The organism is Flagellimonas algarum, from assembly GCF_040513375.1.
Classification (GTDB): Bacteria; Bacteroidota; Bacteroidia; order Flavobacteriales; family Flavobacteriaceae; genus Flagellimonas_B; species Flagellimonas_B algarum.
In genome coordinates this window covers 1,218,332-1,244,533 of record NZ_JBEVTG010000002.1, presented here as the reverse complement: position 1 = coordinate 1,244,533, position 26,202 = coordinate 1,218,332, and the positions used below count along the sequence as shown (strand labels likewise).

At 46.7% G+C, this 26,202-nt stretch carries 25 protein-coding genes; 13 read left to right on the top strand and 12 right to left on the bottom strand.

Annotation, left to right across the window (positions count from 1 at the left end; genetic code table 11):
* Nucleotides 1-121: 121 nt before the first annotated feature.
* The 4 genes from ABV409_RS12965 (at nucleotide 122) to ABV409_RS12950 (ending at nucleotide 4,157) form a co-directional block, all read left to right on the top strand.
* Nucleotides 122-1,846, top strand: a complete 1,725-nt coding sequence (locus ABV409_RS12965) for an alpha/beta hydrolase-fold protein (RefSeq protein ID WP_353878016.1) — start codon at nucleotides 122-124, stop codon at nucleotides 1,844-1,846.
* Nucleotides 1,847-1,986: 140 nt separating this feature from the next.
* Nucleotides 1,987-2,490: a hypothetical protein gene (locus tag ABV409_RS12960; protein WP_353878015.1), complete on the top strand. Its 504-nt coding sequence runs from the start codon at nucleotides 1,987-1,989 to the stop codon at nucleotides 2,488-2,490.
* A complete protein-coding gene (locus ABV409_RS12955) occupies nucleotides 2,487-3,041 on the top strand; it encodes a YceI family protein (RefSeq protein WP_353878014.1) in 555 nt (184 codons plus the stop codon). The genes ABV409_RS12960 and ABV409_RS12955 overlap by 4 nt, the downstream gene beginning before the upstream one ends.
* Before the next feature lie 3 nt (nucleotides 3,042-3,044).
* Entirely contained in the window at nucleotides 3,045-4,157 is a 1,113-nt protein-coding gene (locus ABV409_RS12950; RefSeq protein ID WP_353878013.1) for a helix-turn-helix domain-containing protein, read from the top strand.
* Here the strand turns inward: ABV409_RS12950 and ABV409_RS12945 are convergent.
* Complete coding sequence (locus ABV409_RS12945; protein WP_353878012.1) at nucleotides 4,150-4,572, bottom strand: VOC family protein; 423 nt, start codon at nucleotides 4,570-4,572, stop codon at nucleotides 4,150-4,152. The two genes, ABV409_RS12950 and ABV409_RS12945, sit on opposite strands and share 8 nt — an antisense overlap.
* Before the next feature lie 25 nt (nucleotides 4,573-4,597).
* Nucleotides 4,598-5,479 (bottom strand): alpha/beta fold hydrolase, encoded by an 882-nt coding sequence (locus ABV409_RS12940; protein WP_353878011.1) that lies wholly within the window; start codon nucleotides 5,477-5,479, stop codon nucleotides 4,598-4,600.
* Between the two features lie 152 nt (nucleotides 5,480-5,631).
* On the opposite strand from ABV409_RS12940, the gene ABV409_RS12935 reads away from it, so the two are divergent.
* Nucleotides 5,632-6,000 carry a winged helix-turn-helix transcriptional regulator gene (locus tag ABV409_RS12935; RefSeq protein WP_353878010.1) on the top strand — a complete coding sequence of 123 codons (369 nt, stop codon included), beginning with the start codon at nucleotides 5,632-5,634 and terminating at the stop codon, nucleotides 5,998-6,000.
* Here the strand turns inward: ABV409_RS12935 and ABV409_RS12930 are convergent.
* The 3 genes from ABV409_RS12930 to ABV409_RS12920 all read right to left on the bottom strand — a co-directional run bounded on the left by ABV409_RS12930 (nucleotide 5,985) and on the right by ABV409_RS12920 (nucleotide 9,109).
* The gene (locus ABV409_RS12930) at nucleotides 5,985-6,959 is read right to left on the bottom strand and encodes a YybH family protein (protein WP_353878009.1); all 975 of its coding nucleotides are present in this window, start codon (nucleotides 6,957-6,959) and stop codon (nucleotides 5,985-5,987) included. The two genes, ABV409_RS12935 and ABV409_RS12930, sit on opposite strands and share 16 nt — an antisense overlap.
* Before the next feature lie 74 nt (nucleotides 6,960-7,033).
* Entirely contained in the window at nucleotides 7,034-7,579 is a 546-nt protein-coding gene (locus ABV409_RS12925) for a hypothetical protein (protein ID WP_353878008.1), read from the bottom strand.
* A gap of 15 nt (nucleotides 7,580-7,594) precedes the next feature.
* Complete coding sequence (locus ABV409_RS12920; RefSeq protein ID WP_353878007.1) at nucleotides 7,595-9,109, bottom strand: helicase HerA-like domain-containing protein; 1,515 nt, start codon at nucleotides 9,107-9,109, stop codon at nucleotides 7,595-7,597.
* 127 nt (nucleotides 9,110-9,236) lie between these two features.
* Between ABV409_RS12920 and ABV409_RS12915 the strand changes: the two genes are divergently transcribed.
* Together ABV409_RS12915 and ABV409_RS12910 are read left to right on the top strand one after the other, a co-directional pair.
* Entirely contained in the window at nucleotides 9,237-9,692 is a 456-nt protein-coding gene (locus tag ABV409_RS12915) for a Rid family detoxifying hydrolase (protein ID WP_353878006.1), read from the top strand.
* A gap of 51 nt (nucleotides 9,693-9,743) precedes the next feature.
* Nucleotides 9,744-10,376, top strand: coding sequence for a 7-carboxy-7-deazaguanine synthase QueE (locus tag ABV409_RS12910; protein ID WP_353878005.1), 633 nt, complete (start codon nucleotides 9,744-9,746; stop codon nucleotides 10,374-10,376).
* Here the strand turns inward: ABV409_RS12910 and ABV409_RS12905 are convergent.
* From ABV409_RS12905 to ABV409_RS12895, 3 genes are all read right to left on the bottom strand, one after another.
* Nucleotides 10,373-13,651: a glycosyl hydrolase gene (locus ABV409_RS12905; protein WP_353878004.1), complete on the bottom strand. Its 3,279-nt coding sequence runs from the start codon at nucleotides 13,649-13,651 to the stop codon at nucleotides 10,373-10,375. The two genes, ABV409_RS12910 and ABV409_RS12905, sit on opposite strands and share 4 nt — an antisense overlap.
* Nucleotides 13,652-13,775: 124 nt before the next feature.
* Nucleotides 13,776-14,663, bottom strand: coding sequence for a hypothetical protein (locus ABV409_RS12900; RefSeq protein ID WP_353878003.1), 888 nt, complete (start codon nucleotides 14,661-14,663; stop codon nucleotides 13,776-13,778).
* Nucleotides 14,664-14,690: 27 nt separating this feature from the next.
* Complete coding sequence (locus ABV409_RS12895) at nucleotides 14,691-15,416, bottom strand: class I SAM-dependent methyltransferase (protein ID WP_353878002.1); 726 nt, start codon at nucleotides 15,414-15,416, stop codon at nucleotides 14,691-14,693.
* 57 nt (nucleotides 15,417-15,473) lie between these two features.
* On the opposite strand from ABV409_RS12895, the gene ABV409_RS12890 reads away from it, so the two are divergent.
* Nucleotides 15,474-15,968 (top strand): YkgJ family cysteine cluster protein, encoded by a 495-nt coding sequence (locus tag ABV409_RS12890; RefSeq protein WP_353878001.1) that lies wholly within the window; start codon nucleotides 15,474-15,476, stop codon nucleotides 15,966-15,968.
* Between the two features lie 21 nt (nucleotides 15,969-15,989).
* Nucleotides 15,990-16,835, top strand: coding sequence for a sterol desaturase family protein (locus ABV409_RS12885; RefSeq protein ID WP_353878000.1), 846 nt, complete (start codon nucleotides 15,990-15,992; stop codon nucleotides 16,833-16,835).
* Between the two features lie 15 nt (nucleotides 16,836-16,850).
* Here the strand turns inward: ABV409_RS12885 and ABV409_RS12880 are convergent, their stop codons facing one another.
* Nucleotides 16,851-18,056, bottom strand: coding sequence for an exo-beta-N-acetylmuramidase NamZ family protein (locus tag ABV409_RS12880; RefSeq protein WP_353877999.1), 1,206 nt, complete (start codon nucleotides 18,054-18,056; stop codon nucleotides 16,851-16,853).
* Nucleotides 18,057-18,059: 3 nt separating this feature from the next.
* Between ABV409_RS12880 and ABV409_RS12875 the strand changes: the two genes are divergently transcribed.
* From ABV409_RS12875 to ABV409_RS12865, 3 genes are all read left to right on the top strand, one after another.
* Entirely contained in the window at nucleotides 18,060-19,301 is a 1,242-nt protein-coding gene (locus ABV409_RS12875) for an ABC transporter permease (RefSeq protein ID WP_353877998.1), read from the top strand.
* Between the two features lie 80 nt (nucleotides 19,302-19,381).
* The gene (locus tag ABV409_RS12870; protein WP_353877997.1) at nucleotides 19,382-20,362 is read left to right on the top strand and encodes a PLP-dependent cysteine synthase family protein; all 981 of its coding nucleotides are present in this window, start codon (nucleotides 19,382-19,384) and stop codon (nucleotides 20,360-20,362) included.
* A 41-nt stretch (nucleotides 20,363-20,403) separates the two neighbouring features.
* Nucleotides 20,404-21,183: an aldose epimerase family protein gene (locus ABV409_RS12865; protein ID WP_353877996.1), complete on the top strand. Its 780-nt coding sequence runs from the start codon at nucleotides 20,404-20,406 to the stop codon at nucleotides 21,181-21,183.
* A gap of 369 nt (nucleotides 21,184-21,552) precedes the next feature.
* Here the strand turns inward: ABV409_RS12865 and ABV409_RS12860 are convergent, their stop codons facing one another.
* The 3 genes from ABV409_RS12860 to ABV409_RS12850 all read right to left on the bottom strand — a co-directional run bounded on the left by ABV409_RS12860 (nucleotide 21,553) and on the right by ABV409_RS12850 (nucleotide 24,866).
* Nucleotides 21,553-22,335: a LytR/AlgR family response regulator transcription factor gene (locus tag ABV409_RS12860; protein WP_353877995.1), complete on the bottom strand. Its 783-nt coding sequence runs from the start codon at nucleotides 22,333-22,335 to the stop codon at nucleotides 21,553-21,555.
* Nucleotides 22,336-22,405: 70 nt separating this feature from the next.
* Complete coding sequence (locus tag ABV409_RS12855) at nucleotides 22,406-23,494, bottom strand: sensor histidine kinase (protein ID WP_353877994.1); 1,089 nt, start codon at nucleotides 23,492-23,494, stop codon at nucleotides 22,406-22,408.
* Nucleotides 23,487-24,866, bottom strand: coding sequence for an exonuclease domain-containing protein (locus tag ABV409_RS12850; protein WP_353877993.1), 1,380 nt, complete (start codon nucleotides 24,864-24,866; stop codon nucleotides 23,487-23,489). Before ABV409_RS12850 ends, ABV409_RS12855 begins: the two co-directional genes overlap by 8 nt.
* 372 nt (nucleotides 24,867-25,238) lie before the next feature.
* Here ABV409_RS12850 and ABV409_RS12845 point away from each other — a divergent pair, with 372 nt between their 5' ends.
* Nucleotides 25,239-25,853, top strand: a complete 615-nt coding sequence (locus ABV409_RS12845; RefSeq protein WP_353877992.1) for a hypothetical protein — start codon at nucleotides 25,239-25,241, stop codon at nucleotides 25,851-25,853.
* Nucleotides 25,854-26,202: the final 349 nt, after the last annotated feature.

Here is a 26,202-nt window from a genome sequence, read left to right as displayed (position 1 = left end):
CCTTTTAAGCCGGGTTTTGGACGAAGTGCACCAGATAAGGACTTGATCGCCATGCTTTAACCCTATGGTATTCCTATAAGGCGTTTCGAATTTACGTATCTTCAAGAACCAATCCGAAATCATGAAAAACAGACTCTTACTTTTCGTTGTGGCCTTGGGCCTCATGGCTTGCAATTCGAAAACGAAAAATCCGCAGGTTACGATCTCTTTTGCCGATTCCCTTGATATGGAATCCCTCGATGGACGATTACTGCTCATGTTCGCTGATAATGACTTGAAGGAACCCAGGTTCCAGATCAATGCCGGGTTGAATGCCCAGCCAATATTCGGTAAGGATGTCAACGGCCTTCGGGCGGGTCAAGAAGTCCGATTCGATCGTACGGTCTTCGGATTTCCTTATGAAGGTTTAGATCGGTTGCCCCCAGGGGAATATTGGGTACAAGCCCTTCTACATACGTATGAAACCTTTAATTTGGCTACCGGTCATACGGTTCAATTGCCAATGGACAATGGCGAAGGACAACAGTGGAACCGTTCTCCAGGAAATCTGTATAGCACCCCGGTGAAGGTGACGATCGATGAAGAAGGCCCCCATGACCTCCATATCGTAATGGATCAAGTGATTCCGCCGATTCCGGAGCCTGAGGATACCGATTGGATCAAGCACATCAAGATCAAGTCGGAACGCCTGTCCGAATTTTATGGAAGGGACATGTACTTAGGAGCCCATGTATTGCTTCCTAAGGGTTTCGAATCCCACCCCGAAGCACAGTATCCGTTGATGATTTTCCATGGCCATTTTCCCAGCGATTTCGGTGGTTTTCGAACCGTACCCCCCGATGCCGATATGGAACCGGAATATTCGGCACGATTCAACGTAGAAGGCTATAATATCATCCAACAACAGGAAGCTTATGATTTTTATAGCCGCTGGAACGAACCGGATTTTCCACGCTTTTTGATCATCGAAATCCAACACCCCACACCTTACTATGACGATTCCTATGCCGTGAATTCAGCCAGCCAGGGTCCATATGGGGACGCCATTACATATGAATTGATGCCATATATTGAAAAAGAGTTCAGGGGTATTGGCGAAGGATGGGCCCGTTTTTTATATGGTGGATCGACCGGCGGATGGGAAGCCCTGGCCGTGCAGGTCAAGTATCCCGAAGCCTACAACGGATGCTTTGCCGCTTGTCCGGATCCCATTGATTTCAGGGCGTATTGTCTAACCAATATCTATGAAGACCGGAATGCCTATTACTACGACAGCGCCCACAAACGTATAGAGGTGCCCGCGCATCGCGATTACCTAGGCCAAGTACATACAACAATCAAAGAATACAACCATTTGGAACTTGTCTTGGGATCGAAATCGAGATCAGGACAACAATGGGATATTTGGGAAGCTACCTACTCGCCTCAAGGTGCCGATGGCTACCCCCAACGACTCTGGAACAAGATGAGCGGTGAAATCAACCCGGAAGTGGCTACCTATTGGAAAGAAAACTACGATCTCAAACACATTTTGGAACGTGATTGGGATGCATTGGGCCCTCAATTGAAAGGAAAAATCCATATCTATTGTGGTGATATGGACAATTACTATCTCAACAATGCGGTCTACCTTATGGAAGACTTTCTCGAAAGTACCACCGATCCGTATTATGAAGGTGAGGTCTTATATGGCGATCGGGCCGAACATTGTTGGAACGGTGATCCCGAGCTTCCGAACCATCTCAGCCGCTTGCGTTACAATAGCATGTACGTCCCAAAAATCATGGAACGAATCGCAAAATCAGCCCCGGCAGGGGCCGATTTGACCAGTTGGCGCTATCGATAAGAAAAACCCTAATCCCTTCATTTTCAATATACATCGGGAGCAAAACGTTCCAAGATGTAGCTTAAAAAGCGACCCAATACCTGTTTTGGGTCGACCGGCATCCCCGTTTTTGTGAAGTTTGATCCCATAAAATAAAAATCATGAAACAAGTATGCTGGTCATTATTGATGTTTGGTTTCCTGGGATGGGGACAGCAAGCATGGACCGATCGAAACAGGATCTATCCCGATAAATTGAAACAGCTCCCAGTAGCTTTAACCTTGTACCACACGCCCAACCCAGACCATCCGGAACCTTCCGACAGCGATGGCGTGGCCTATGAATGGGTGCACGAAACCTGTATCACTCCACTACGCTCCGATCTGCAAATCGTTGAAGTCGGCAGTTTCATTTGGACCAAGGCCAACGGCTGGATCCAAAATATGGAATTAGGAAAACGGGAATTCAAAAAAAGGTTCGGGGCTACGGCTTCTAAATTGATAAAAGGGAAAACGTATTGCTATCCGAAGAACACCCGACTGGGCAACGAATTGTTCGCCGGTGATGCCCTGTGGTATGTGCTGGCCGAAGACCAAGAAGGACAACGCTATAAAGGCGTGGGTATTATTGAAACGGAAGCCACATTGAAAATAGACGAACCATGAAGAAGCGCTATTGGATAACGGCACTTTGTTTGATGCTGACCTTGGTTTCAAAAGCACAATTCGAAGTAGTGGCCAAAAACAGTACGATACAATGGACCGGTTATGGAGCAATTGGCAACTACAGCCTCTCAGGGGATCTCATGATAAAAAGTGGTGCTTTTGAAACTTCAGAAGCTGGTGTGTTGAAACAAGGTTCGGTGGTTTTCGATATGAAAACCATTTCCCATGACAATAAGACCTTGGTCAAACACTTGAAGAGCGATGATTTTTTTGCGGTCAAACAATACCCAACGGCCCGTTTCGAAATAGATTCCGTAAATTCCCAAAACCTGATCGGGCGATTGACGATGCGGGGTATTACCAAGAACATCGAGGTTCCATATACTTTGGTGGGTGCTGGTGAAACGCTACTACTGAAGGGCAAGGTACTGGTCGACCGTACGGGTTTCGGCATTCGCTATAATTCATCAAGTTTTTTTAAGAACTTGGGGTCGAATGCCATAAAGAATGATTTCGAAGTGATCTTTGAATTGGAATTGACAGCGCGCTAACGGATGCAAATCGGCTTTGATTTTTTCGTGGTTTTTCTGGGGATGATCATTTCCTCCGGTATTTTTGCCGGTTCCCTGTTATTGATCAGTAAGACCAACGCCCTAGCCAATCGGTTTTTGGGATTGTTGGTCTTCGGATTCTCCTTATGGCTATGCGATTCTTTTTTTTCCTTGGCGGGGATCTATCGCCAGAATCCGAACTACTATTTTCTACCCATTTATTTTTCTTTGGGGTTCGGTCCGCTCATCTACTTTTATACCCGTTCGTTGGTCTTTGAAAGGCCGCCGTTTTCCCGTGTTGACCTGCTACATTTCGTTCCGGTATTCTTGCAGTTGCTTTTGTATTTGGTCTTACAAACGGGTGACTATGGCTTTCGAAGGTGGTTTTGGATGGAGGTCCACGAGCCCTATACGTACAACCTTGAGTTCAATCTCTCTTTGCTATCGTTGGTCATATATCTTTTCAAGTCGTATCGTTTGCTGGGCGGCTATCAAACCTGGATCAAAGACCAGTTTTCGGAAATTTCGAAAATCAACCTGGACTGGTTACGGAAGTTCTTTGTTGCGATGATCATTTTGAGCTTTTTCTGGTTTTTGGAAGCCTTTTTGCGCACCCTGTTCGATTACTTCCCGGATGCTATTTTTACGGCATTCCCGATGGGGATCCTGGTCTTGTTCCTCGCTGCCGGTGGCTTGCGGCAGCATCAGGTAGGCGGTACCTCAAAGATGGCCATAGATCCCGGAAGACCAATGACACCCCCCATCGATCAGCAGGTTTTGCAGTCGATAGTCGAAGCCATGGAAAAGCGCCGATATTTTCTAGATCCGGAGCTAAGCTTAAAGACCTTCTCGCAACAGGTCGGTCTGAATGACCGCGTGGTTTCGAATACCATAAATGGCGGATTGAAAATGCCCTTTATCGATTTTGTGAACAAGCATCGCATCGACACTTTTATGCAACTGTCGAAAACCGAAGAGGTCAATCGCTTGTCTTTGTTGGGGATGGCCCTCGAATCGGGGTTCAATTCGAAGTCGACTTTCAATCGGGTCTTCAAGAAAATGACCGGTGAGAGTCCATCACAACACCTGCGACGTCAAGCAGGTCAATCTAGGTAGCGAATAATTGGCCGATATCTTTGAAGGCCTTGAATTCCAGTGCATTTCCGGCGGGATCCAAAAAGAACATGGTCGCCTGCTCTCCAACTTCACCTTCGAAACGGACGTAGGGTTCGATCACAAACCCGACGCCTTTCGATTGCAACCGTTGGGCAAAACTTTCAAAGGTCTCCCAGGGCAATACGACCCCATAGTGGGGTACCGGCACGGCCTTGCCGTCGACAGCATTGGTATGCAGCGCTTCTTCTGATTTCGGTTTGTAATGGATGACCACTTGGTGGCCGAACAAATTGAAGTCGACCCAATGATCACTGCTACGGCCTTCGGAACATCCTAGGACCTCACGGTAAAAAATCCGGCATTCCTCCAGGTTGTGGACCGGTATGGCAACGTGGAACGGGGCTATTGTACTCATGCCCTAAAAATAAGCAATTTACCGCCTAGATGGCTTTCAAAGGTGCCGTCTCGTTCTGGGTCTTGAAACTGCCTTGTAAAAAAGAGACGATTTGATCATTGACTGCGGGTTGGTGCATCGAATGGCCGAGGCCTTTGGTCAAGACCAATTGGCTTCCTTTCCAATGTTCATGCACCTTTATAGATGCTCCTACAGGAACTTGCAGGTCGTCTTCATCGTGGAATAACAAGCCTTCTTTGGTGTTTTTCAACACGAAACGTGCACAAGAGAATTCGTTGAAATAAAACCCCAACCACTCCTTTAACCGTTTATTCATGGCTGCACGCACCCGGTCGTTGAAACCGAGTAAGGCTTGATAGTGTTCCATGAACTGCTCGAATTCACAGGGGGCACCCACAGTGACGATACGTTTTAGTGTCGATTCAGGGTCTAAAAAATGAGTGTAATGTATGGTCATGCCTCCCACCGAATGTGCCACGGCATGATCCGGTCGGTAGCGATCAAGGATCACACGGGTGACCTCGGCATATAGCGGAACATGGAGCCGTTTTCCACTAGAATATCCATGGCCTGGGGCATCAAAGGCATATATGGAAAAGTCGTGTTCCTGAAGTTTTTGAATGAGGTTGCGCCAGCGAAAAGTGTTGCTTTCCCAACCGTGCATCAATAGTATGGTTGGTCCGTTACCAGGCCAATGGTAGGTTTGGATCTCATGTCCGGCAGCCGAAATCCGCTCCAATTTCGCGGCGTCGAGATACGGGGCTTGTTTGGGTAGAATCCGTCCCTTGCGGATCGTACAAAAAACATCGAACGATTTCTTGGCGGCTCCTGTAGGGTCGATCAACACCCAGACGTTGAAGAGTTTACCATACGCCAATGGAAGATAGCGTGCTATGAATTTTTTCATTTTGGTAACTTTTAGTAACTTACTCTTTAATTGAAACTAAAAATACACCATTATTGGGTAACAAAAAAGAGGTGAATCGTTGAAAACCAAGTGCGCTTATGGAAACTGTTGTTGAAAATCAGAAACTTAGGACCGTAAAAAAGTTGGAAAAAATGTTTGGGCATATTGATTACAAGCATCCACCAGAACTGTGTCCGGTACGTGACGTCATGTCGGTCGCTTCCGATCAATGGAGCACCCTGATCTTACTTTGGTTGGGCTATTTCCCTGTATTGCGTTTCAACAAACTCAAAAAATACGTGTATGGCATATCGAACAAAGTGTTGAGCCAGCGCCTAAAGGTGCTTGAAGCCGATGGGTATATCCAACGTAAGGCTTATGCCGAAGTACCGATACGGGTCGAATACCGCCTGACCGAATTCGGACAGAGCTACGTGGAGCGTTTGTTGGAGCTCACCGAGTGGATGCAAAAGAACAGCCCCAAGGTTTTGGCCAATAGGGAGCGTTATGGTTTGGATTGAGGGGGATTGCGGTTCCAAATGTCCAAGAACATCTTCCATTGCCCATCTTCCTTTCGCCAAACGACTACGTACTTTCCTTTCCAACTATTGGTCGATCCGTCCGAAATTTTTGTTTTCCCCTCAAAATACCCATAGTCGTGGGCGTAGTTTCCGAAAAACTTAATGTATTCCGAAGTGATCTTATGATGGGTTACGGAGCCTCCGTTTTCCCGAGGCGTCCAATACAACTTGAGTTCCGCTCCACTTAAGATATCCCGGTTGTTGGGGAAGATTTTGGCGTCAGCGGTATACATGGCCATCATGCCTTCGACGTCTTTACTTAAGTAGGCTTTTGAAAAAGCGTCCGAGGCGGCCTGGATCGCTTCTTTTTCCGCGGCTATGTTTGTGGGGATCTTGCCATTGCTGCAATCGATCTTCCAGGTCGGGAAGACTACCGATTCCGTCTTGTCGACCCATTCACCTACCCACTTGAATCCGGTATCGGCGATATCGTAAAAACTCAATCGAAAATACCCTTCCATACCATTGGGAGCGGTCTGGTCGCGATACAATACGATTTTTCCATCAGCCCTCTTGGTTCCTTCCCAAGCGGGCAAGGTCGTACTCGGCGACCCTGAACTATAGTAATGCACGTACCATCGCGTACTGTCTGCGATAAACTGTCTGATGCTCCCCGAATGCCGACCGTCGGACTTCAAGGTTTCGTCTTGCACCCCCATACCGTTCATAATGTACTTGAAACGCCATTTCATTTTTTCTGGAGCGGCCCAGGTCTGATCGGGGTTTCGGGTCTCTGAAATACAATCGCATTCACCGATCATCGGTGCGAAATCCAAAAGTTCCTTTGGAGCTTCCGGATTGGGAAGTCCATAGGGGTGTTCGGAAGAAGGCTCATAGGGGTATTGGGCGAAAAGGCCAATGCTGCAAAGACAGCAGACCAAGGTGGTCATCTTATTCATTGGAGGTTGATTTTACCAAAAAATAAGGAAAGCGGACCGACCTAAGGTACTCCTTGGGAAGAAATTAACACGGCTTAGTCCCAGCCCACCATCAAAAATTTGATCTTGGCGGTTTCCGGTACCTGAACCGCTTCGATACGGCTGTTTGAATAGCGTAGATTCGCAGGTAATTGGTCTTTGTCAATGGTAAAATACAGTGGGCCGTTTTTTGGAAATACGACGATGCTATTGAAGGTGGTCACGATTTTTTTGATACCCAAGGTGGATTGTATGTCACCGAAAGTACTGCCCAAACCGATGCCGGATGCCGTTTGATAACGCTCGTCGTGGATTTGGATATTGCCAATGGTCAAGCTGCTATCTTGTTTTGGCGTAAGGGAAAGCAGCTTGTTGCCCCCTGTTTCGAATATCTGGATTTTCTTGGAAGCGATCAGTTTGGATGATGAGGTGTCGCGTACGATCGAATCGCCGACGAATAGCTGTGCTAATGCTTCGCTTGCCGAATTCGTTTGAAGCGGACCAACACTGGTTTCGGTAATCAAAAAAGTGGTGTCTTTTTCGGCACAGGCCGCAAGAAGTAGGAAGATGGCAAAAGCCATCGAAAATTTGGATTTTATCATGGATTAGGTTGTGTGTTAACGGATGACTTTCTTCAGGACCCCAAGTACCCCCCGGATAAAGGTGGCGCTGGTCAGAACCTTGACCACTGGATTCATTCGGGTGCTTCGGCTTCTACTCGAAGAGCGACTGCGGCTGCTGGCTTTTCTGGCAACTTCTTTCTCTGCCTCTTTTTCGGCCTTTTCGATTTTTTCGTTCAAAATTTCATACGCGCTCTCGCGATCGATGTCCTCGTTGTATTTTTTGACCAGTTTCGATTTACCGATGGCTGTTTTCAGTTCGGCGTCGGTCAAAACATCCATGCGGCTCATGGGCGCACGCAAAAGCGTAGCGGCTAAGGGGGTAGGCCGCCCTTTTTCATCCAAGGCCGAAATCAAAGCCTCGCCGATCCCTAAAGAGGTCAGCACCTCTTTGGTGTCATAAAATTCCGAATCGGGATAGTTCTCGGCGGTCAATTTAATGGCTTTGCGATCCTTGGCGGTGAACGCCCTTAGCGCATGCTGGACCTTTAGTCCCAATTGTGCTAGTACGGCGTCAGGCACATCGGTCGGGTTTTGGGTCACGAAATACAGTCCTATACCTTTGGAACGGATCAGTTTAACGATGCTCTCGATTTGATCGAGCAACGCTTTTGAAGCTTCTTTGAAGATCAAATGGGCTTCATCGATAAATAAAATCAACTCCGGACGGTCACTATCGCCCTGTTCTGGGAAGGTCGCATAGATTTCAGCCAATAAACTCAACATAAAGGTCGAGAACAGCTTGGGTCGGTCTTGGATGTCGGTCAATCGGATGATATTGATATAACCTCGGCCCTGGTCATCGATCCGGACCAAATCTTCCACATCGAATGATTTTTCGCCAAAAAACAGGTCGGCCCCTTGTTGTTCGAGTTCGATGATCTTTCGGAGGATGGTTCCCGTTGAACTGGTCGAAATCCTTCCGTATTCGGATTGAAATTCCTTTTTTCCTTCGCCGGTCGCGTATTGCAATACCTTTTTGAAGTCCTTCAAGTCGAGTAGGGGGAGTTTTTTATCATCGCAATACTTGAAAACAACGGCGACGATTCCTTCTTGCGTCACGGTCAAATCAAGGATCCGCGATAGCAAGGTCGGTCCGAATTCGGACACGGTGGCCCTCAGACGTACCCCATCTTGTTCGGAAAGGGTCAACATTTCGACCGGAAAACCCTTAGCTTCAAAAGGAAGGCCGATGGCCGCATGACGTTCATCGATTTTTGGATGACCGGGACTCGGCTGGGCAATACCACTCAAATCCCCTTTAAGGTCCATTAACAAGACTGGAATCCCCTTTTCGGATAAGTTCTCGGCAATGACTTGAAGGGTTTTCGTTTTTCCGGTACCTGTGGCCCCCGCGATCAAACCGTGTCTGTTCAAGGTCTTTAAAGGAACCTTGATGTACGCATTGGTCACTGCTTCCCCATCGAGCATCCCAGCACCCATGGTCAAAAATTCGCCTTTGGTGGCATACCCGGTTTCGATGTGTTCCATGAACCGTTCCTTGTCGCCCATACTACGTAGTTTGGGTTAAAAATAGGCAAATTCCCGAATCCGAAGTAACCGCCACCTATTGATTTCCGTTCATCTCTAGCGGTCGGTTCGATTGAATTGATGAACTTAGTGCTATAAAAACCCGAGTATGCAAACGAAACTTTCATTCCGATTTGTGGTGACCCTGATAACGCTGCTATGTTTGAGTAATTTATCCGCACAACAAGATTCCATTATTTTTCATGCCCCAGCAGATCCGGCTAGGGCCTCAGCACCCTTTAGCGAAGCCGTACAGGTTGGTAACCTCTTCTTTTTAGCCGGGCAGATCGGTATGGACCGCAGTGTCGGTAAATTGGCCGAAGGAGGTATCAAGGGGCAGACCGAACAGGCGATTCGTAACATTAAGGGCGTACTTGAACATCACGGCCTGAGTTTGGATCATGTGGTCAAGTGTACCGTTATCTTGGCCGACATTAACGATTTTAGGGCGTTCAATGAAGTCTATGTAAAGTACTTTCCCAAGAAACCGGCACGCACTACCTATGCAGCGGCGGGTCTGGCCGTAGGCGCCCAAATAGAAATCGACGTGATCGCTGTACAATGATCGATTCGATCGGTATTCGGATAATCTTCGAATCCGAACTATCTTTGCCGCATGGCAACGGAAGCAGTAATGGATTTGGTCGATAAAGGGTTGATGTTACCCTTAATGGAAGAGTTCTACACCATCCAAGGTGAGGGCTATCACAAAGGCACCGCCGCTTATTTTATCCGGGTCGGCGGTTGTGATGTGGGCTGCCATTGGTGTGATGTCAAGGAAAGTTGGAATGCCGAAAGCCATCCACCCACTGATATCGAACAGATCGTTTCCAATGCGGCCCGATATTCCGATACCATTGTTGTGACCGGAGGTGAACCCCTCACTTGGGATATGGGTCCTTTGACTTCGGGTTTAAAACAACAACGACTTCAGACCCATATCGAAACCTCAGGGGCCTATGCGTTGACCGGTACTTGGGACTGGATTTGCCTTTCACCCAAGAAGAACAAACTTCCTGTCGGTGACATCTACCAGAAAGCCCATGAACTCAAGGTCATCGTGTATAACAAACACGATCTGATCTTTGCCGAAGAACAGGCCGCTCAAGTTGGGGAAGACTGTATCTGTTATTTACAACCCGAATGGAGCGTTCGCGAAAAAGTCATTCCGATGATCGTCGACTATGTCATGCAGCACCCCAATTGGAAAGTTTCGTTGCAGACCCATAAATACCTGAACATCCCCTAATCCAAGAAATGGAGGTTGCCCGGTGTGTAGGGTGCTCCAGCACTTTTTAAGCGTTTTCTAAAAGCCTCGAATTTTTGGTTGACCAATACCTTGGTACGCTCATAGACCGGTGCGAATTCCTCTTTGGCTATGGCGAAGGTCTGGCGATGGGTCGCTGTCGGACTTCCGGTAGAGTTCGATTGTTCGTATAACAAATACCCGATCCGGCTGCCAATCGAAGGCGGGGTGCCACGATCAAGGCGGCTGGCGATGCGATCGCCGTTGATTTTTTTACGGATTTCGAAAATCTCCTTTTCCAACGCCTTCCAAGCTTTCAAAAGATCCCCATGTTCTTTTGGGGTCTGTTTTATCGCCGCTTTCATGTATTTCAGTTCGTTCGAAAGTTCGCCCAAGGTCGTCTGGACGCTTTCCACTTTTCCGGCCATTTCATTCACTTCTTGCTGGAAAAGGGCCAACGCTTCGCGATCTTCTGCCGGAAGTACGGTGTTGTTCAAGGCTACGACCTCAAAGCTAACCGGCCCACCGAGTGGCGTCTCGACTTGGTCTACTATTTTCGACATGCGAAGCGAATACCTACCGGGAGGTACTTTTGCTCCTTTGCTACCTCCACCAAAGGGATTATAAAACGGTGGTTTGCTGAAATCAATGGGCTCTTTTGAGGCATACCTAAGGTCCCAGTGCATCCGCTGTACTCCGGCTTTTGGGGTCGTAAATAGTTTTCGGACAAGGATGTCGTTGGCATCCGTAATGGTCAAGACCAATTGCGGGCCGGTTTCATTGGCCTCGGCCTCAAGGGTCTCATAAGAGGGATACGGATTGTCGCCCCCATCTTTTAACCGCTTATTTTCCGCTTCACGTCGCTGGTCTTTTTTGGTCTTGATTCCTTCTTTTAAGTGCCATGTCAAAATCGCCTCGGCCCCTAAGTTGTCACCGATGAAAAAGTTATCACCCATAAAGGCTTTATCGGGTAACCCAAGGGGATAGGCATCTTCGAACTGTAATGCATCACGGATCGGGAATAGTGTGGCCTGGTCTTCCATCGATGACGTGATATTCCTTAAGCTAGAATAGTCGTCCAAAACGTAGAACCCTCGGCCAAACGTGCCCAACACCAAATCGGTCTGATCTTCTTGGATTGCAATGTCACGCACGGCGATGGGGGGCAATCCACTTTTAAGCTGTTTCCACTCGTCCCCTTGGTTTGGTGAAAAGAACACCCCGAATTCGGTGCCGACGAATAACAGATCGGCATCGATATGGTCTTGCTCGAAGGCATAGGCCGATCCGCGTTCAGGCAGATTGTTCGCAATCGATTTCCAGCTTCGTCCTTTGTCGCTGCTTTTATAGACATAGGGTTTAAAATCCCCTTTTTTATGGTTGTTGAAACAAGCATACACCACATTTTCATCGTGCTTTGATGCAAATACAGCATTGACATAAGTGTCTTTCGGAACTCCGCTAAAGCCAGCCACTTTGCGCCAATTGGCACCACCGTCTTCGGTAATTTGGATCAAACCATCATCGGTTCCAACAAACAACAAATCCGGATTCAAAGGGGATTCCGAAAAAGAGACTATGGTACCGTAGGGTGATGTCGATTGGTTCTTCATAACGGCTTCGACACCCCAAACCCGGCCCATGACCGGAATGGTGTTTCGATCGATGTTTTGCGACAGGTCTTCACTGATCACCTGCCAGCTGTTTCCGTAATCATCACTTTTGAATAATTTGTTCGCGGCGAAATACAGCCGTCCCTGGGCATGGTGACTAACGGCCAATGGGGCGTCCCAGTTCCATCGATAGCTGTTTTCGCCTTTTCGTTCTTTGGGTTGGATGCCCTTTTCCTCACCGCTGCGTTTGTCATAGCGCACCAAATTGCCATATTGTGATTGGGCATAGACGATATCAGGATTATCGGGGTCGATCTGTGATTCGAATCCGTCACCGCCATGGGTGATGAACCAATCGAAATTATTGGGTCCGTTCGCACTGACCGTGCGCGAGGGTCCGCCCAGGCTGAAATTGTCTTGGGTACCCCCGTAAATGTTGTAAAACGGTTTGGCATTGTCAACGGCCACCTTATAAAATTGGGTGACTGGCAAATTGGGTTTGAACGTCCAGTGTTTGCCATTATCCCAGGATTCGTAGATGCCCCCATCATTGCCCGACAACAAGTGGGCCGTATTGTTCGGATTGATCCAAATCACATGGTTATCGATGTGTTTGAAGTCCTCCCCGACATAATCGAAGGTTTTACCACCATCATAGGTCACCCGCATCCAATTGTTCATGGCGAAGACCCGATTCGGATCGACGGGATCCGCAAAAATCTCTTGGTAGTAGTTTCCGCTAGTGGCATATCCTCCGCGTTTCTCCCACGAAGCACCGCGATTGGTAGATCGAAAAAAGCCGCCCTTGCCTTGTGCCGCTTCCACAATGGCATATAGATATTCGGGATCAGCCGGTGAAATCGCAAGGCCTATTCGCCCCAAAGTGGTTTTGGGCAGTCCTTTGTTGATTTTTTTCCAAGTGCTTCCACCATCCGTCGATTTGTGGATTCCCGAACCAGGTCCGCCACCGATATAGGTAAACACATGACGTCTTCGTTGAAAGGTCGAAGCATAGAGCACATCGGGGTTTCTTGGGTCCATGACCACATCGTTTACCCCGGTATGGGTATCGACCGTCAAAACGGCTTCCCAAGTAGACCCACCATCCACGGTTTTATAAAGCCCTCGTTCCCCACCAGCACTCCAAAGGGGGCCTATGGCGGCAACATAGACGATTTCAGGGTGTTCCGGATGTACGATGATCTTTCCGATATGTTCCGAAGTCTTGAGTCCTAAATGTTGCCAACTCTTTCCGCCGTCATCCGAACGGTATACACCGTCCCCGTATGAAACACTACGCTGGTTATTATTCTCACCCGTACCGACCCAAATGACGTTCGGATTGTTTGGGTCTAAGGTTACACAGCCAATGGAGTAACTTCCTTGACCATCGAAAATGGGTTGAAAGGTGTTCCCCGCATTCACCGTTTTCCATACCCCACCGGCCGAAGTGGCCACGTAATACTCGTTGAAGTTGTCGGGGTTGACGGCAATATCCGAAATGCGACCCGAGGTGAGGGCAGGACCCAAACTCCTGAATTTGAGACCGCTTAACCCGACTTCCGATAGGGGTGTGTCTTGGTCTTTGTCAGTTGGCTTTTTGTTGCGTTGGGCTTGACTGGTAAGCGTTGCTAAAATCAGTAAAAAAAGTAAGGGCTTTTTCATGGAAACAGGAATATTGATAGGCTGTAAGATAGCGAATATTCCTGTGCTCCTCCTTGGTCGCCGAATGAATTTACCTTCTCACGACCGGCCTAATTCTTGCAAAAGATATTGTAATTACCCATAGCTATCGCCCCCCGTTATTTTGCAAATCAAGAATACATTCTGGATCCAAATCTGGAACTACGGCCAGACCCCTTGCCGCATGCGATTCGAGGATGTTCATGATATGAAGGCCTGAAAGGGAGCAGGCGGATTGGATTTTCTGGGTGCCAAAGCCAATGGCTTGTCTTGACGATGGGGACCCGAACGTTAGTTCGGCCTGCATGAGGCAACCGTCGATCACACAATGGTTCAAGGCATTAGGGTCTTCGTGGTCATTGACCGGTACCGTACCCAAGTTGACCAAACCGAATAAATGGCCGAATTCGTGATTCAAGGTTGCGGTTTCAACATCGGCATCGGTAATGGTCAGACTTCGTCCGGCCAACGCTTGTACGGTTCGTTCGTAAATGACCATTGAGGTGTTGCGGTATACTGCACCTAGGGTGACTACACCTGAATCGAGATTGTCGCCCTCTGCCGAAGCGTCAGCGAAAAAGATATAGATCGCAATGGTGTTGCCATTGTTGTACGCTGTGCGGTTTTCAGTTTCAAGATTCGCGATTTCCTGTAGGGTGATTTCGGTACTACCCACACTTGGAATTTCAAGGAAATCGATATCGACCTGTTGTTTGAAGGTACGTTCCCGTAAGAAATTCTCGAAGTTCGTCATCGCCTCTGCCGTAGGACGAAAACCTTCCACAAAAGCGATTTCGACCTGAATCCGATCAAAGTTCGTATTGGAGAGGATGTCATTGGCCGAAGCGCCGGTCGCCAATAGGTTTTGGGAACGGTCTACCTGATCTGGGCCATCATCGACCGGATCCACATCATCGTTGCTGCTCGATCCAGAAGAACAAGCGGTAAGGCATATCAAAAACAGGGTGAACAGGAGGAAATTTATCTTTTTCATAGTTAGCAAACGTTTAATCGCGATGGTCTAGTATGGTTTTTCGGTCAATCTAGCTAAATAGTCGTAGTGTTCGCCTTCGCTTACAAGTTCGCAGTGCAAATCCACTTTTTGGCATGCTTCCGCCAAGGTATCGAAATCGACGTACAACCATGGAAACCAAGGACCACTTTCGTCATTATAGGTCATCTGGAATTCGACTTCCCCATAATAAGCCGGGCTTCCGGGTATCCAATATCCGCCATCGTCGTCTTGTTCGAACATGTAAATGATGTTACTTGAGTCCAACAAAATTTGACCATGGGGCCGCAACAATTTTCTAAAATGGTCCAAATAGACCGGCAATTTTTCCAATGTACCCACAATACCTATGCCATTCATGAGCAATAAAAGGGTATCAAAGGTGTTTTTTTCATATTCCAATACCTTACGGTGTTCCGTTCGTTCGATACCGCGTTGGCGACAACTTTCGATAGCACCCGCCGAACTGTCAAGTGCGGTCACTTCATGACCTTGTTCTTGAAGGTAAAGACTATGGCTTCCGGCGCCGCAGCCGATATCGAGAATGTGACCATGGCATTGATTAAGTGCCTTTTGCTCCAATTTTGGCATTTGCCCGTAGTTCCTGAACAAATAGGGCACTGGGATCTCATCTTCCTCATCCAAAGAAGAGCAAGTGGTGATTTTTCCGTCGGTTTTTCCGGCAAGATAGTCAAGCATCGCGGTTCCGAATATGTCGGGATGTGTTTGTTCCACCCCGCAAAAATGGGACTTTATTTTTAGTAAATGGTTTAAGCTTTTAAGTTTGTATTTATGAACGACCAGCTTCACGACCTTCCGGAACGTGCCCGGCAGAAAGCCCAAGAGAACAAGAAATTCTTCGCTAAATTGAAGAAACGCCCGCCCAAAAAATTAGACTATTTGATGGTCGAATTGCATGAGGCGGAGTTTGACCGTACCGATTGCCTTAGCTGTGCGAACTGCTGCAAGACGACGGGCCCCTTGTTCACGGATGCCGATATCGAGCGTATCGCAAAGCATTTTCGAATGAAACCCAAAGCTTTCATTGCCCAATACCTGCGGCTTGATGAAGATCGTGACTATGTGTTGCAAGAGGTGCCCTGTACCTTTCTGGGGGCTGACAACTATTGTTCCATTTACGAGGTACGGCCGAAGGCTTGTCGTGAATACCCCCATACCGATCGAAAGAAATTCCACCAAATTACCGATCTGACCCTAAAAAACCTTTCGATATGCCCAGCCGCATATAACATCGTCGAAGCGATGAAGCAGCGGTTGAAAAGTTGATGATTTCGTATTTTTGGGACTATGGAGCAACTTATTGATTACTTCGAACATATTCCCGCTTTGCACCGCAGTTTGATATTGGTGGGTGGGATCACGTTTTTTTGGATTCTGGAAGGGATCGTTCCCTTATTCAATGTCCGCTATCCGAAATGGCGTCATGCCATGCCGAATATCTTCTTTACGATAACAACGATTATCGTGAATTTTCCGCTGGCTTTTTTGCTGTTGCAAACTTCGGATTGGACGGTAACCAACGATTTCGGGATCATCAATTGGTTGCCCCAAATGCCGTTGTGGTTATATGTGCTTTTGGGAGTGTTGCTGCTCGATCTCATTGGGGCCTATACCGCCCATTTGGTCGAACACAAGGTAAAACCATTATGGATGGTGCATTTGGTACATCATACCGATCATAACGTCGATACGACCACTGCCAACAGACATCATCCGTTAGAAAGTATGATCCGCTATGCTTTTACTTTGATCGGGGTCTTTATAGTCGGTGCGCCCATCGGTATCATCATGCTATACCAAAGCCTTTCCGTTGTACTATCGCAATTCAACCATGCCAATATCAGCTTGCCCAAAAAAGTCGACAAAGCCCTAAGTTGGGTGATTGTGTCGCCTGACATGCACAAGGTACACCATCATTATGTGCTGCCGTACACGGATTCAAATTATGGGAATATCTTTTCAATTTGGGACCGTCTATTCGGAACCTATCAATATTTGGCACCCGAAAAAATAGTGTATGGGGTCGATACCTTTCCTGATGAAAAGGAAAATGCCAGTATCATGGGCCTTTTAAAGCAACCCTTCCACAAGTATCGAAAGCCTACGACCATGGCTACGGAAAGCGATGGTTAAGGCGCTGGACTCCCTTCATTCGTAAAGCAGATACTTGCTTCGAATTTTTTTGAAATCCTCTAGGTCTTGTTGCCAAGACGCCCTGATTTCTTTTTCTGGCATGCCCGACTCGATTTGTTGTTGTAAACGTGTGGTGCCCGCGTGTTTCGTGAACCCTTCTGTTTTGAAGACCTTCTCATGATCCGTACTGTGGGTGTAGGCCTCAATCAGCCAGGTTAAGGATACCGACTGCATTTTCGGATGCTTGGAAAGGTCTTTCCCAAAACAGGTATTCGCTTCTTCTTTGGGGTATTTCGCACCGAAATTCGGATGGGGTACATATCGGAAATCAAAATGGGTGCTGTCTAAAAAAGATGCCCCAAAGCGTTGGAATTGCCATTCGGTACCTCGACCGGCGTTGACGGCCGTTCCTTCGAACAATCCAAGGCTAGGATAGAGGTTGATCGCCTTGTCGTTGGGTAGGTTCGGTGAGGGTCGAACGGGTAGGGCGTATTCCATATCATGATCGTAATGAAGCAATGGAACGACCTTTAGGTCGACCGCTAGCCCTTTCGACAGCCAACCTTCACCATTGACCATGGCAGCATATTCACCGATGGTCATTCCATAGACCAGTGGAATGGGGTTCATGCCCAGAAAGGAACGGTGTTCCTTCTCCATAGTGGGGCCGTCGATATAGTGGCCATTCGGATTCGGGCGGTCCAGAACGATGACCGGTATCCCGATTTCGGCACAGGCCTCCATAACCAATTGCAGGGTCGCGATATAGGTATAAAACCGGACACCTACGTCTTGGATGTCGAAAACCACCACATCGATTTCGGTCAATTGTTCTTTGGTCGGTTTCCGATTTTTGCCATACAAGGAAATAATAGGCAGCCCCGTTGCGGTATCAACCCCGTCGCTGACTTTTTCACCAGCATCAGACTGGCCGCGAAAACCATGTTCAGGAGCAAAAACGGAAATAATATCCACCTCAAGGGAGAGTAAGGAATCGACGAGATGAATTTGGTGATCGTTTTTTGGGATTATGCTGGTCTGGTTCGCCACCACCGCCACCCGTTTCCCTTTCAGCCAGGGTAGGTAGACTTCGGTCCGTTCGGCACCGAGTAAGACCAGCTCATCCGTTTCGACCACTTTCGGCCTTGGGGTTTGTGCACAGGCCAATAAGATGCAGCTAAGCCATAAAACTGTACTTTTGAATTGAAAGAAAAAGGGCATCCGTTGAATTTAGAACTATTTATTGCCAAGCGCCTGATTACAGGGAAGGAACATAAAATTAGCATTTCCGCCCCGATAATTAAAATTGCCATTGCCGCCATCGCGATCGGAATCGTCATGATGCTCATAGCCATTGCAACCGGTGTCGGTTTACAACTAAAGATCCGGGAGAAGGTAGCGGCCTTTAATGGGCATGTTCAGATCTTCAATTATGACAACAATGCCTCTGAGGTTTCCTTGATACCGGTTTCCTTGAACCAGGATTTTTATCCGGAATTCACGAACATTTCAGGCATTGCACACGTTCAAGGGGTAGCGGTCAAAGGAGGGATCATTCGTACCGAAAAGACCTTCGAGGGCATTCTGGCCAAGGGGGTGGGCACCGATTTTAGATGGGATGCGTTCAATGAATTTCTGGTTGATGGGCGATTGCCCGATTTTACCGGGAATTTGAATGAGGAAGCCTTGATTTCGCGGATTTTGGCCAATCGGCTCGAATTGGCGGTAGGAGATGGGTTTTTTACGATTTTCCTGAAGGATGGCGACCCGTCTAAGACCCCGAACAATCGGAAGTTTACGGTAACCGGTATTTACGATAGTGGGTTTGAGGAACTGGATGCGAATTACCTTTTCGTCGATTTGCGCCATATTCAGCGCATGAACAAATGGGAAGTGGATGAAGTGGGCAATTTCGAGGTGTTCTTAGATGATTTTGACGAGCTCGAAACAAAAACGAATGAAATCTACGGCAAGACCCTATCCGACCTTGATACCCGGAACTTGAAGAACAAATACCTGAAGATTTTCGATTGGTTGGGCCTCTTCGATTTCAATATCGCTTTGATCATCGGGATCATGATCATTGTCGGCGGAATCAATATGATTACGGCCCTTTTGGTCTTGATTTTGGAACGGACCCCTATGATCGGTACCCTGAAAGCCTTGGGGTCATCGGATTGGACGATTCGAAAAGTCTTTTTGTACAATGCGGGTTATCTGATCTGTGTGGGCCTCTTTTGGGGCAATTTGATCGGATTGGGGCTTTTGGCGCTGCAGGAGCGCTTTCGTTTCCTGAAATTTCCCAACCCTGAAGAATATTATATCGACTACATTCCGGTGCATATCGAGCTATGGCATATATTGGCTTTGAACGTCGGGGTTCTGGTGCTCTGTCTTTTGATGCTGCTGGTTCCGTCTTATGCCATTTCGAAAATCTCACCGGTCAAGGCCATGAAATTTGAGTAGCGACTTCAGGGGTCGCTGCCGGGAATAAGCTTGTATTTTCTTTCCACTTCTGCTGCCATAAGGCTATTTTTGCAAGGTCTATGGAATACGCAAAAAACATACTCGAAACCATTGGGAATACCCCTTTGGTGAAACTAAATACCCTCACGGCCCAGCTACCCTGTTTGGTATTGGCCAAATACGAGACCTTCAACCCGGGCAACTCAGTCAAAGACCGTATGGCCCTGCAAATGATCGAAGATGCCGAGGCTGATGGTCGTTTGCAACCTGGGGGCACCATCATTGAGGGCACTTCGGGCAATACCGGAATGGGACTTGCCCTTGCGGCCATCGTGAAAGGGTATCGGATGATCTGTGTGATGAGTGATAAACAGTCTAAGGAGAAGATGGATATTCTAAGGGCGGTGGGTAGTGAAGTTCACGTATGCCCTACGGATGTTGCTCCTGAAGACCCCCAAAGTTACTATTCGACCGCACGACGCTTGGCTACTGAAATCCCGAATTCGTGGTATGTGAACCAATACGACAATCCGTCGAACGCCAAAGCCCATTATTTGAGTACGGGACCTGAAATTTGGGAACAGACCCAAGGAAAAATCACCCATTTCGTGGTCGGTGTAGGTACAGGAGGTACGATTTCAGGAGTGGGTAAATTTTTGAAGGAACAAAATCCCGAGGTCAAGGTCTGGGGTGTCGATACCTATGGTTCGGTCTTTAAAAAATACCATGAAACCGGAATTTTCGACGAGAATGAGATTTATCCCTATGTGACTGAAGGAATCGGGGAAGATATTTTACCTGAGAATGTCGATTTTGACATCATTGACGGATTTACCAAAGTAACCGATAAGGACGCCGCGGTCTACACCCAACGTTTGGCCAAGGAAGAAGGCATGTTTTTAGGGAACTCCGCCGGCGCCGCTATCAAAGGGGTGTTGCAACTCGAACAGCACTTTACCGAAGACGACGTCGTAGTTGTCCTTTTCCATGATCATGGCAGCCGATATGTAGGTAAAATGTTCAACGACGATTGGATGCGTGAGATGGGCTATATCGATTGACAAACCGCTTTTCGAAAGCATAACGAATAAACCGAACAGAAATGACCCGATTGCAGCTACAAAATCAAACGGTTACCATTGACCAAGGTGAATTGGTAGGCTATGTAGTGGCCGGACACCAGTTTATTCATCAAAAAGGCAGTCCTGGTTGGGGCAGTAGCGATACGGAAATGTTCCCGATCATCGGACCGGTCAATGAAGCGGGCTTTCAAGTACAGGTTCCTAAAGGGAGTGCGATTCAAGACCAACACGGTTTGTTGCGCCAATTCGGGTATACCTTGAAGGAAGCATCCGAAACTATGGCCGTGTTTACAAAATCCTACCGCGCGGGTACGCCGATAGCGAATTCGAAATATCCTGAAAAATCACCGAAGCAATGGATGGTTTGGCCCTATTCTTTTGAATTTGAAAAACACTTTCAGTTGACCACCAATGGATTGGAAATCACGTTTCTTATCAACGGTGAACGAGACATGCCTTTTATGCTTGGGTATCACCCCGCATTCAAATTGCATACCGATAGCCCTGTAATCCAGGCTGGGGAGCGACACATTACTTTGGATGAGGTATTGGCGGTCGGGAGCCGCGCCCTTGAGGTTTCCGATTGTTCGGAAATCACCTTGACCGATGGCGATCAACACCTGAAAGTGATCACCGAAGGGTTCGGCCACTTCATGTGTTGGACCGAGGTACCCAATATGGTCTGCATCGAACCCATTTCCTTTTATCCCTATGCGGTCCCGCAAAAACAACTTCATGAAGGCTTCGAATATCTAGCGGATGCCGTTCGATGTTCCGTTCGCATACAGCCGTATCGTTAAACAAAAATGTTAAGAAAATCACAATATTTTTAACATTTGAGCCGTTTTATTTCTTAAATTGGTAGTAATAATCGTACTAGTACGCAAGAATGTTTAAGGATTTTATTAAAAAGGTAGGCGTGATGAACTGCATTATGCTCCTTGTGGTGATATCCATCATAATTGTTTCAGAGACCCTTTTTCTCAGTGGGAAAAAGTTGGATGCTATTTTTATCGCATTTTGGGCGCCCACCATTTTGGGCTTTATGAATTATTTCAAACACAGAGAGTAATGGACTTTATATTGGTTTATTCCATAATCATAGCGGTGATCTTCATCGTGTGGTTCGTGTTTGTGGCCAAGATGTATAGGAAAATGCGTAAAAAGTCCTAGCTCACTCCCTTCAACCAGTTTTTGAATTCCTTTACCCGGTTTCGACTTACGATCAGATCGTTGCTCGATTTATGGGTGAGTTTGATCTTAAGGCGGTTGTTGAAGTAGTCTTCGATCGATTTCAAGAAGTTGATCGAGATGATCATTTTTCTGTTGATCCTAAAGAACTGACCGGGGTCAAGCATTTCTTCCAAGCGTTCTAGGGTAAAGTCGACGTGATGCTCGTTTTCCGATTCCTCGATCAAATACGTTTGCCCTTCTTCTGAGTAAAAACCCACCACTTGATCGATATGGATCAAGGTCAGTTTGTGGTTCTTTCGAACCAAGAAGCGCTTTTTGTAATTGGTGCCGATAAAGGAGGTCATCATTTTATCGATTCGAAGGAGGTAGTCTTCTTCTTCGACTTTTTGGAGCGAGCGGTATTTTTGGATCGCCTTCTCTATGTCAACCGGTTTGGCAGGTTTCAAGATGTAATCGATACTGTTGTATTTGAATGCCTGTACCGCATACATATCGAAAGTAGTACAGAAAATGATCGGTTTATCGACATCGACCGCATTTAGAATGTCGAAACAAGTTCCGTCGCCCAAATGGATATCCATGAAAATCAAATCGAAATCTACCTTTTGGGCAAAAAACGCCATGGCATCGGAAACCGAGTCTAGATTTTGTACGATATGATGGTCGACCCCGGTATCGCGGATCAATTTTTTCAAATATTCGCTAGAAATCGGCTCGTCTTCGACGATAACGATTCCCAGATTGTTTTCGTTTTTCATAGTTGGCTCCATTTACCGATAACATCACTGCTATCGTAATATGTCCTAAGACACCTTTTATTCGTACAGGTCACCTGTTCAACAGCGGTAGTTTCAAAATGAAATCCGAACTGTTGGTCTCGACTACGACTTCCCTATTGGTCAGCAAGGAATAGCGGTTCACGATATTCTTGAGTCCCAGACCCAAATGAGGTTCTCTGACCTCCCTTTTTTGCAGGTTGTTCTTGATGATCAAATAGTCGTTGGCCGTCGCAATGGCGATATTCAAGGGCTTTTTAATCGAAATGATATTGTGCTTGACCGCATTTTCGATACCCAATTGCATGGCCAAGGGTACGATTTTTTTCTTTCTTTCATTGGGAGCGATCTCGAAATCAACGGTCAAATTGGTCCCGAAGCGTTCAATGAGCAATTCGGTATAGGCATTGATGTAATTCAGTTCTTCCTTGAGCGTGACGAACTCCTTTTCGGACGATTCCAACACGCACTTATAGATATACGCTAGTTTATGTACGAATTCGATACCCTTATCCTTATCGGTATCGATAAGGTATACTAGGGTATTCAAGCTGTTGAAGAGGAAATGGGGACTGATCTGGTTTTGCAGACTGGCCAATTTGCTGGTCAGGTGTTCTTTTTTAAGCGTCTCTTCCTTGATTTTTGAATTTTTCAATTCGGTATACATATGGATGCCTTCGTATACCCCTATATCGAGCATGGTGATAATGCTTCCGGTAATCAATTCGATACTGATATGGGGCTCGGGATAACCGGGTACCATGATATTGAACAGCGGTCTGATGTAATACACGAACAATAAGGAGATACCTGCAAAAGGAATTAGGAAAAAAGGGATACGTACCCAACGTTTAACGCGATTGGAAGAACCGGGAAAACGTTTTACCAAAGCTAAGTACATGGCCCTCGTTACCAACCAAAGCACGGTTACGATCAATAAGAATTCGGACCATTTAAGGCAGTAGGTGAAAAAATCGGTCGTGAAAATGGAACCGGTATAGTATATCGCCATAGCACCGTGCGTGTTCAGTACGATACCGATGATGCAGATGATCCGGTCATCAAATCCGAGAATTTCCTTCGATGGGTTGAGCAACAACTTGATGCGTTTTTTGGTCCTTCTAAAACGAAAGTTAAGCAATTGAACTTAATCTTTTGTGTTTCAGGCCCCTTTTCAATGATGCGTGTATGATGCGCCGCGCTTCAATGGTGTTTTTTTGGGGGATGATATGGGCTTCCATGGCTTCGATCGAGTTGAGTTGCTCCGACTGGTCGATAAAGCCAAAACCACGGTAGGCCCCGTTTTGCACCAAAATCACCGCTTTTTCATGGGGATAACGTCCTTTTTCCTCAATGAACAGGTCTTCTTCACGCTGGTTTTTGAGGGTTTCGAGCGCCCGGTCGACCTTGCCATTATACGCGCCCGTGGTTTCGGTACCCTTGCAAATGCCTTCACAACATTGGGCCCTGTAGTGCGAACACGGACCTTGGGTCTGTTGCAAATGACAATATTTGGGACATAGGTTGTAGCGAGTACAGAGGTCTTCCAAAAACAATTGTGCTTCCGTACGGTTGGGAAAGGTCTCGATGGGATCCAAAACCGATTTGGCCGCTTCGATGGCCAGATGTTTGATTCCACCACGATCGGTGTAACTGAACAGCGCGTATTGTCGAATGGTCTTTTTTTGTGCCCTATTGAAAGGAGGGTAATGTTTTTTTATGGCCGCCGACTCCATAAGCAAGGCTACCAGTTCACTGCCTGACAATTCATGGTCGATGTCGGCCACCTCTTTGCAGAGTTTGATCTCGTGGTTGCTTTTGTGGTAAAAATGGCCAAGAACCCGTTTCTTCAAGTTGATGGCCTTGCCCACATAGATGATCTCGCCTTTGGCGTTCTTGAAATAGTACACGCCAGGTGCATTGGGCAAACCTGCTACTTTTTCACGGGACAACAATGGGGGTAGGGTGGCCTCTTGACTTCGGGCATTCAAGCTTTTTTCGATCAAGGCCTCAGCCTCCGGTTTCTGAAGAAGCATTTCGAACAGCCTTACCGTGGCTTCCGCATCACCCCGGGCACGGTGCCGATCACTGATGCCGATACCGAGACTGGAGCACAATTTGCCCAAGCTATAGGATTGCAGCCCCGGGATCAGTTTGCGCGAGAGCCGTACGGTGCACAATTTTTTACGGGAGAAGGTCTTGCCCAGTTGGCGGAATTCCTCTTTGATGACCCCATAATCAAAGTTCACGGCATGGGCGACGAAGGTGCAGTCTTTGGTTATCGCCTCGACCTTTTCGGCGATTTCGGCAAAGATCGGCGCATCACGTACCGTATCGTCATCGATGCCCGTCAACCGGGTGATGAAAAAAGGGATGGGGCATTCAGGGTTGACGAGGGAAGTGAACTCGTCGACGACCCGGTTTCCGTCATATTTGAAAACGGCGATTTCGGTGATTTTGTTCCCTTTGAGTCCGTTGCCGGTGGTCTCGATATCGATGATGGTGTAAAGCACACCGAAAATTACAAAAAAACCAAGCCCTTTAGGTTCATCGTTTTGACGCCTCCCCCAAGACATCGCCACGATTACTGATAAAGGGCGGGGAATGAAATTAGATTCGAATTCCGCTACTAACTAACTCAACACGGTGAAATTAGCTTAGGGGGTGGTAAGAAAATATCCCTACCAATAGGTATTTTGGAGGTTATCCCTAGTTTTTTTGCGGTTTTTCTGTAATGGCGAATGAAGATGAAAAAGTAATTTTCAATGCTTCAAGTCCCGAAAACTCTACTTAGCTGCTGCCTTTTTGGTAAAAATCCCTATGGGAGGGGATATCATTGATTAGGCTTTTAATTCACATTTGAAGAAACCAAATTCACTATAACAATGAAAAACTCAAAACAATTAAAAACAAATGCAAATTTTGAACCGCTTTATTTGAATCTTGATGTTACCAAAAAGGTTGATGCATATCAAATAATTTATGCTAGCCAACTTTATGGTACATTTTTCGCAATTGGGGCAAGATTCGAACTCAATGACGATTGTTCCGAAATTGAAGGAATCGAATTGACGCTGAACAATTATCGCGGGTTATATAATATCGGGATGCATTACAATACTGCAAATAACTGGGAAACGAAAGGGGATATTGGTGTTTTGAAATTACAATTGATGGCGTATAATGGCACCGATAATGATGATTTGGTAAAAAAATTGACAATGAACCTGAGTGAAAATATTCCTTTGTCCGATATCAAAGGCATATTTACCACAAGGGATTTGATTTCTTTTACCAAGGCAGACCCAATAGAGGACCATCTGGATGAACCGACATTTGATTCGGAATATTTCGAAAGAAACGGGAGATACATCAAAAGGAAGAAACGACTTGATAGTGTGCTGCCGGACGATCCCGATCAAATTGATTTGAAGAATGTTCCTGAGATTGCCGACCCTCAAGGAAATTGTATGAATACCTTAGCCATTTTGATTAAATAGTATTCAATTGAAACAACGGATTACTCGAATAGCAATTTTACTGGTATCCTTATGGGGTAATGTGTTTGATCTCGTTGCCGGTTCAGTGGATTTCTATTCGAGTGATCTTCAGCAGTATTTTTATCACTTAAAATCGTTCGACCTTGAAAAAGCAAGAGGAACGATAAATGAAGATTTGTCTCCTTTCAAATATGAATTGGCAGAATCCCTGTTGGACGTGTTGGCATATGATGGCTCCGATATAACAGTTGGGCAAAGTCAATTGGAATCGGTGGACGAACAAATTTTGTTTCACCTTCTCCAAGGCTATCACGCTTTCCAAAATAACGAAAACGCCTTACTCGCATAT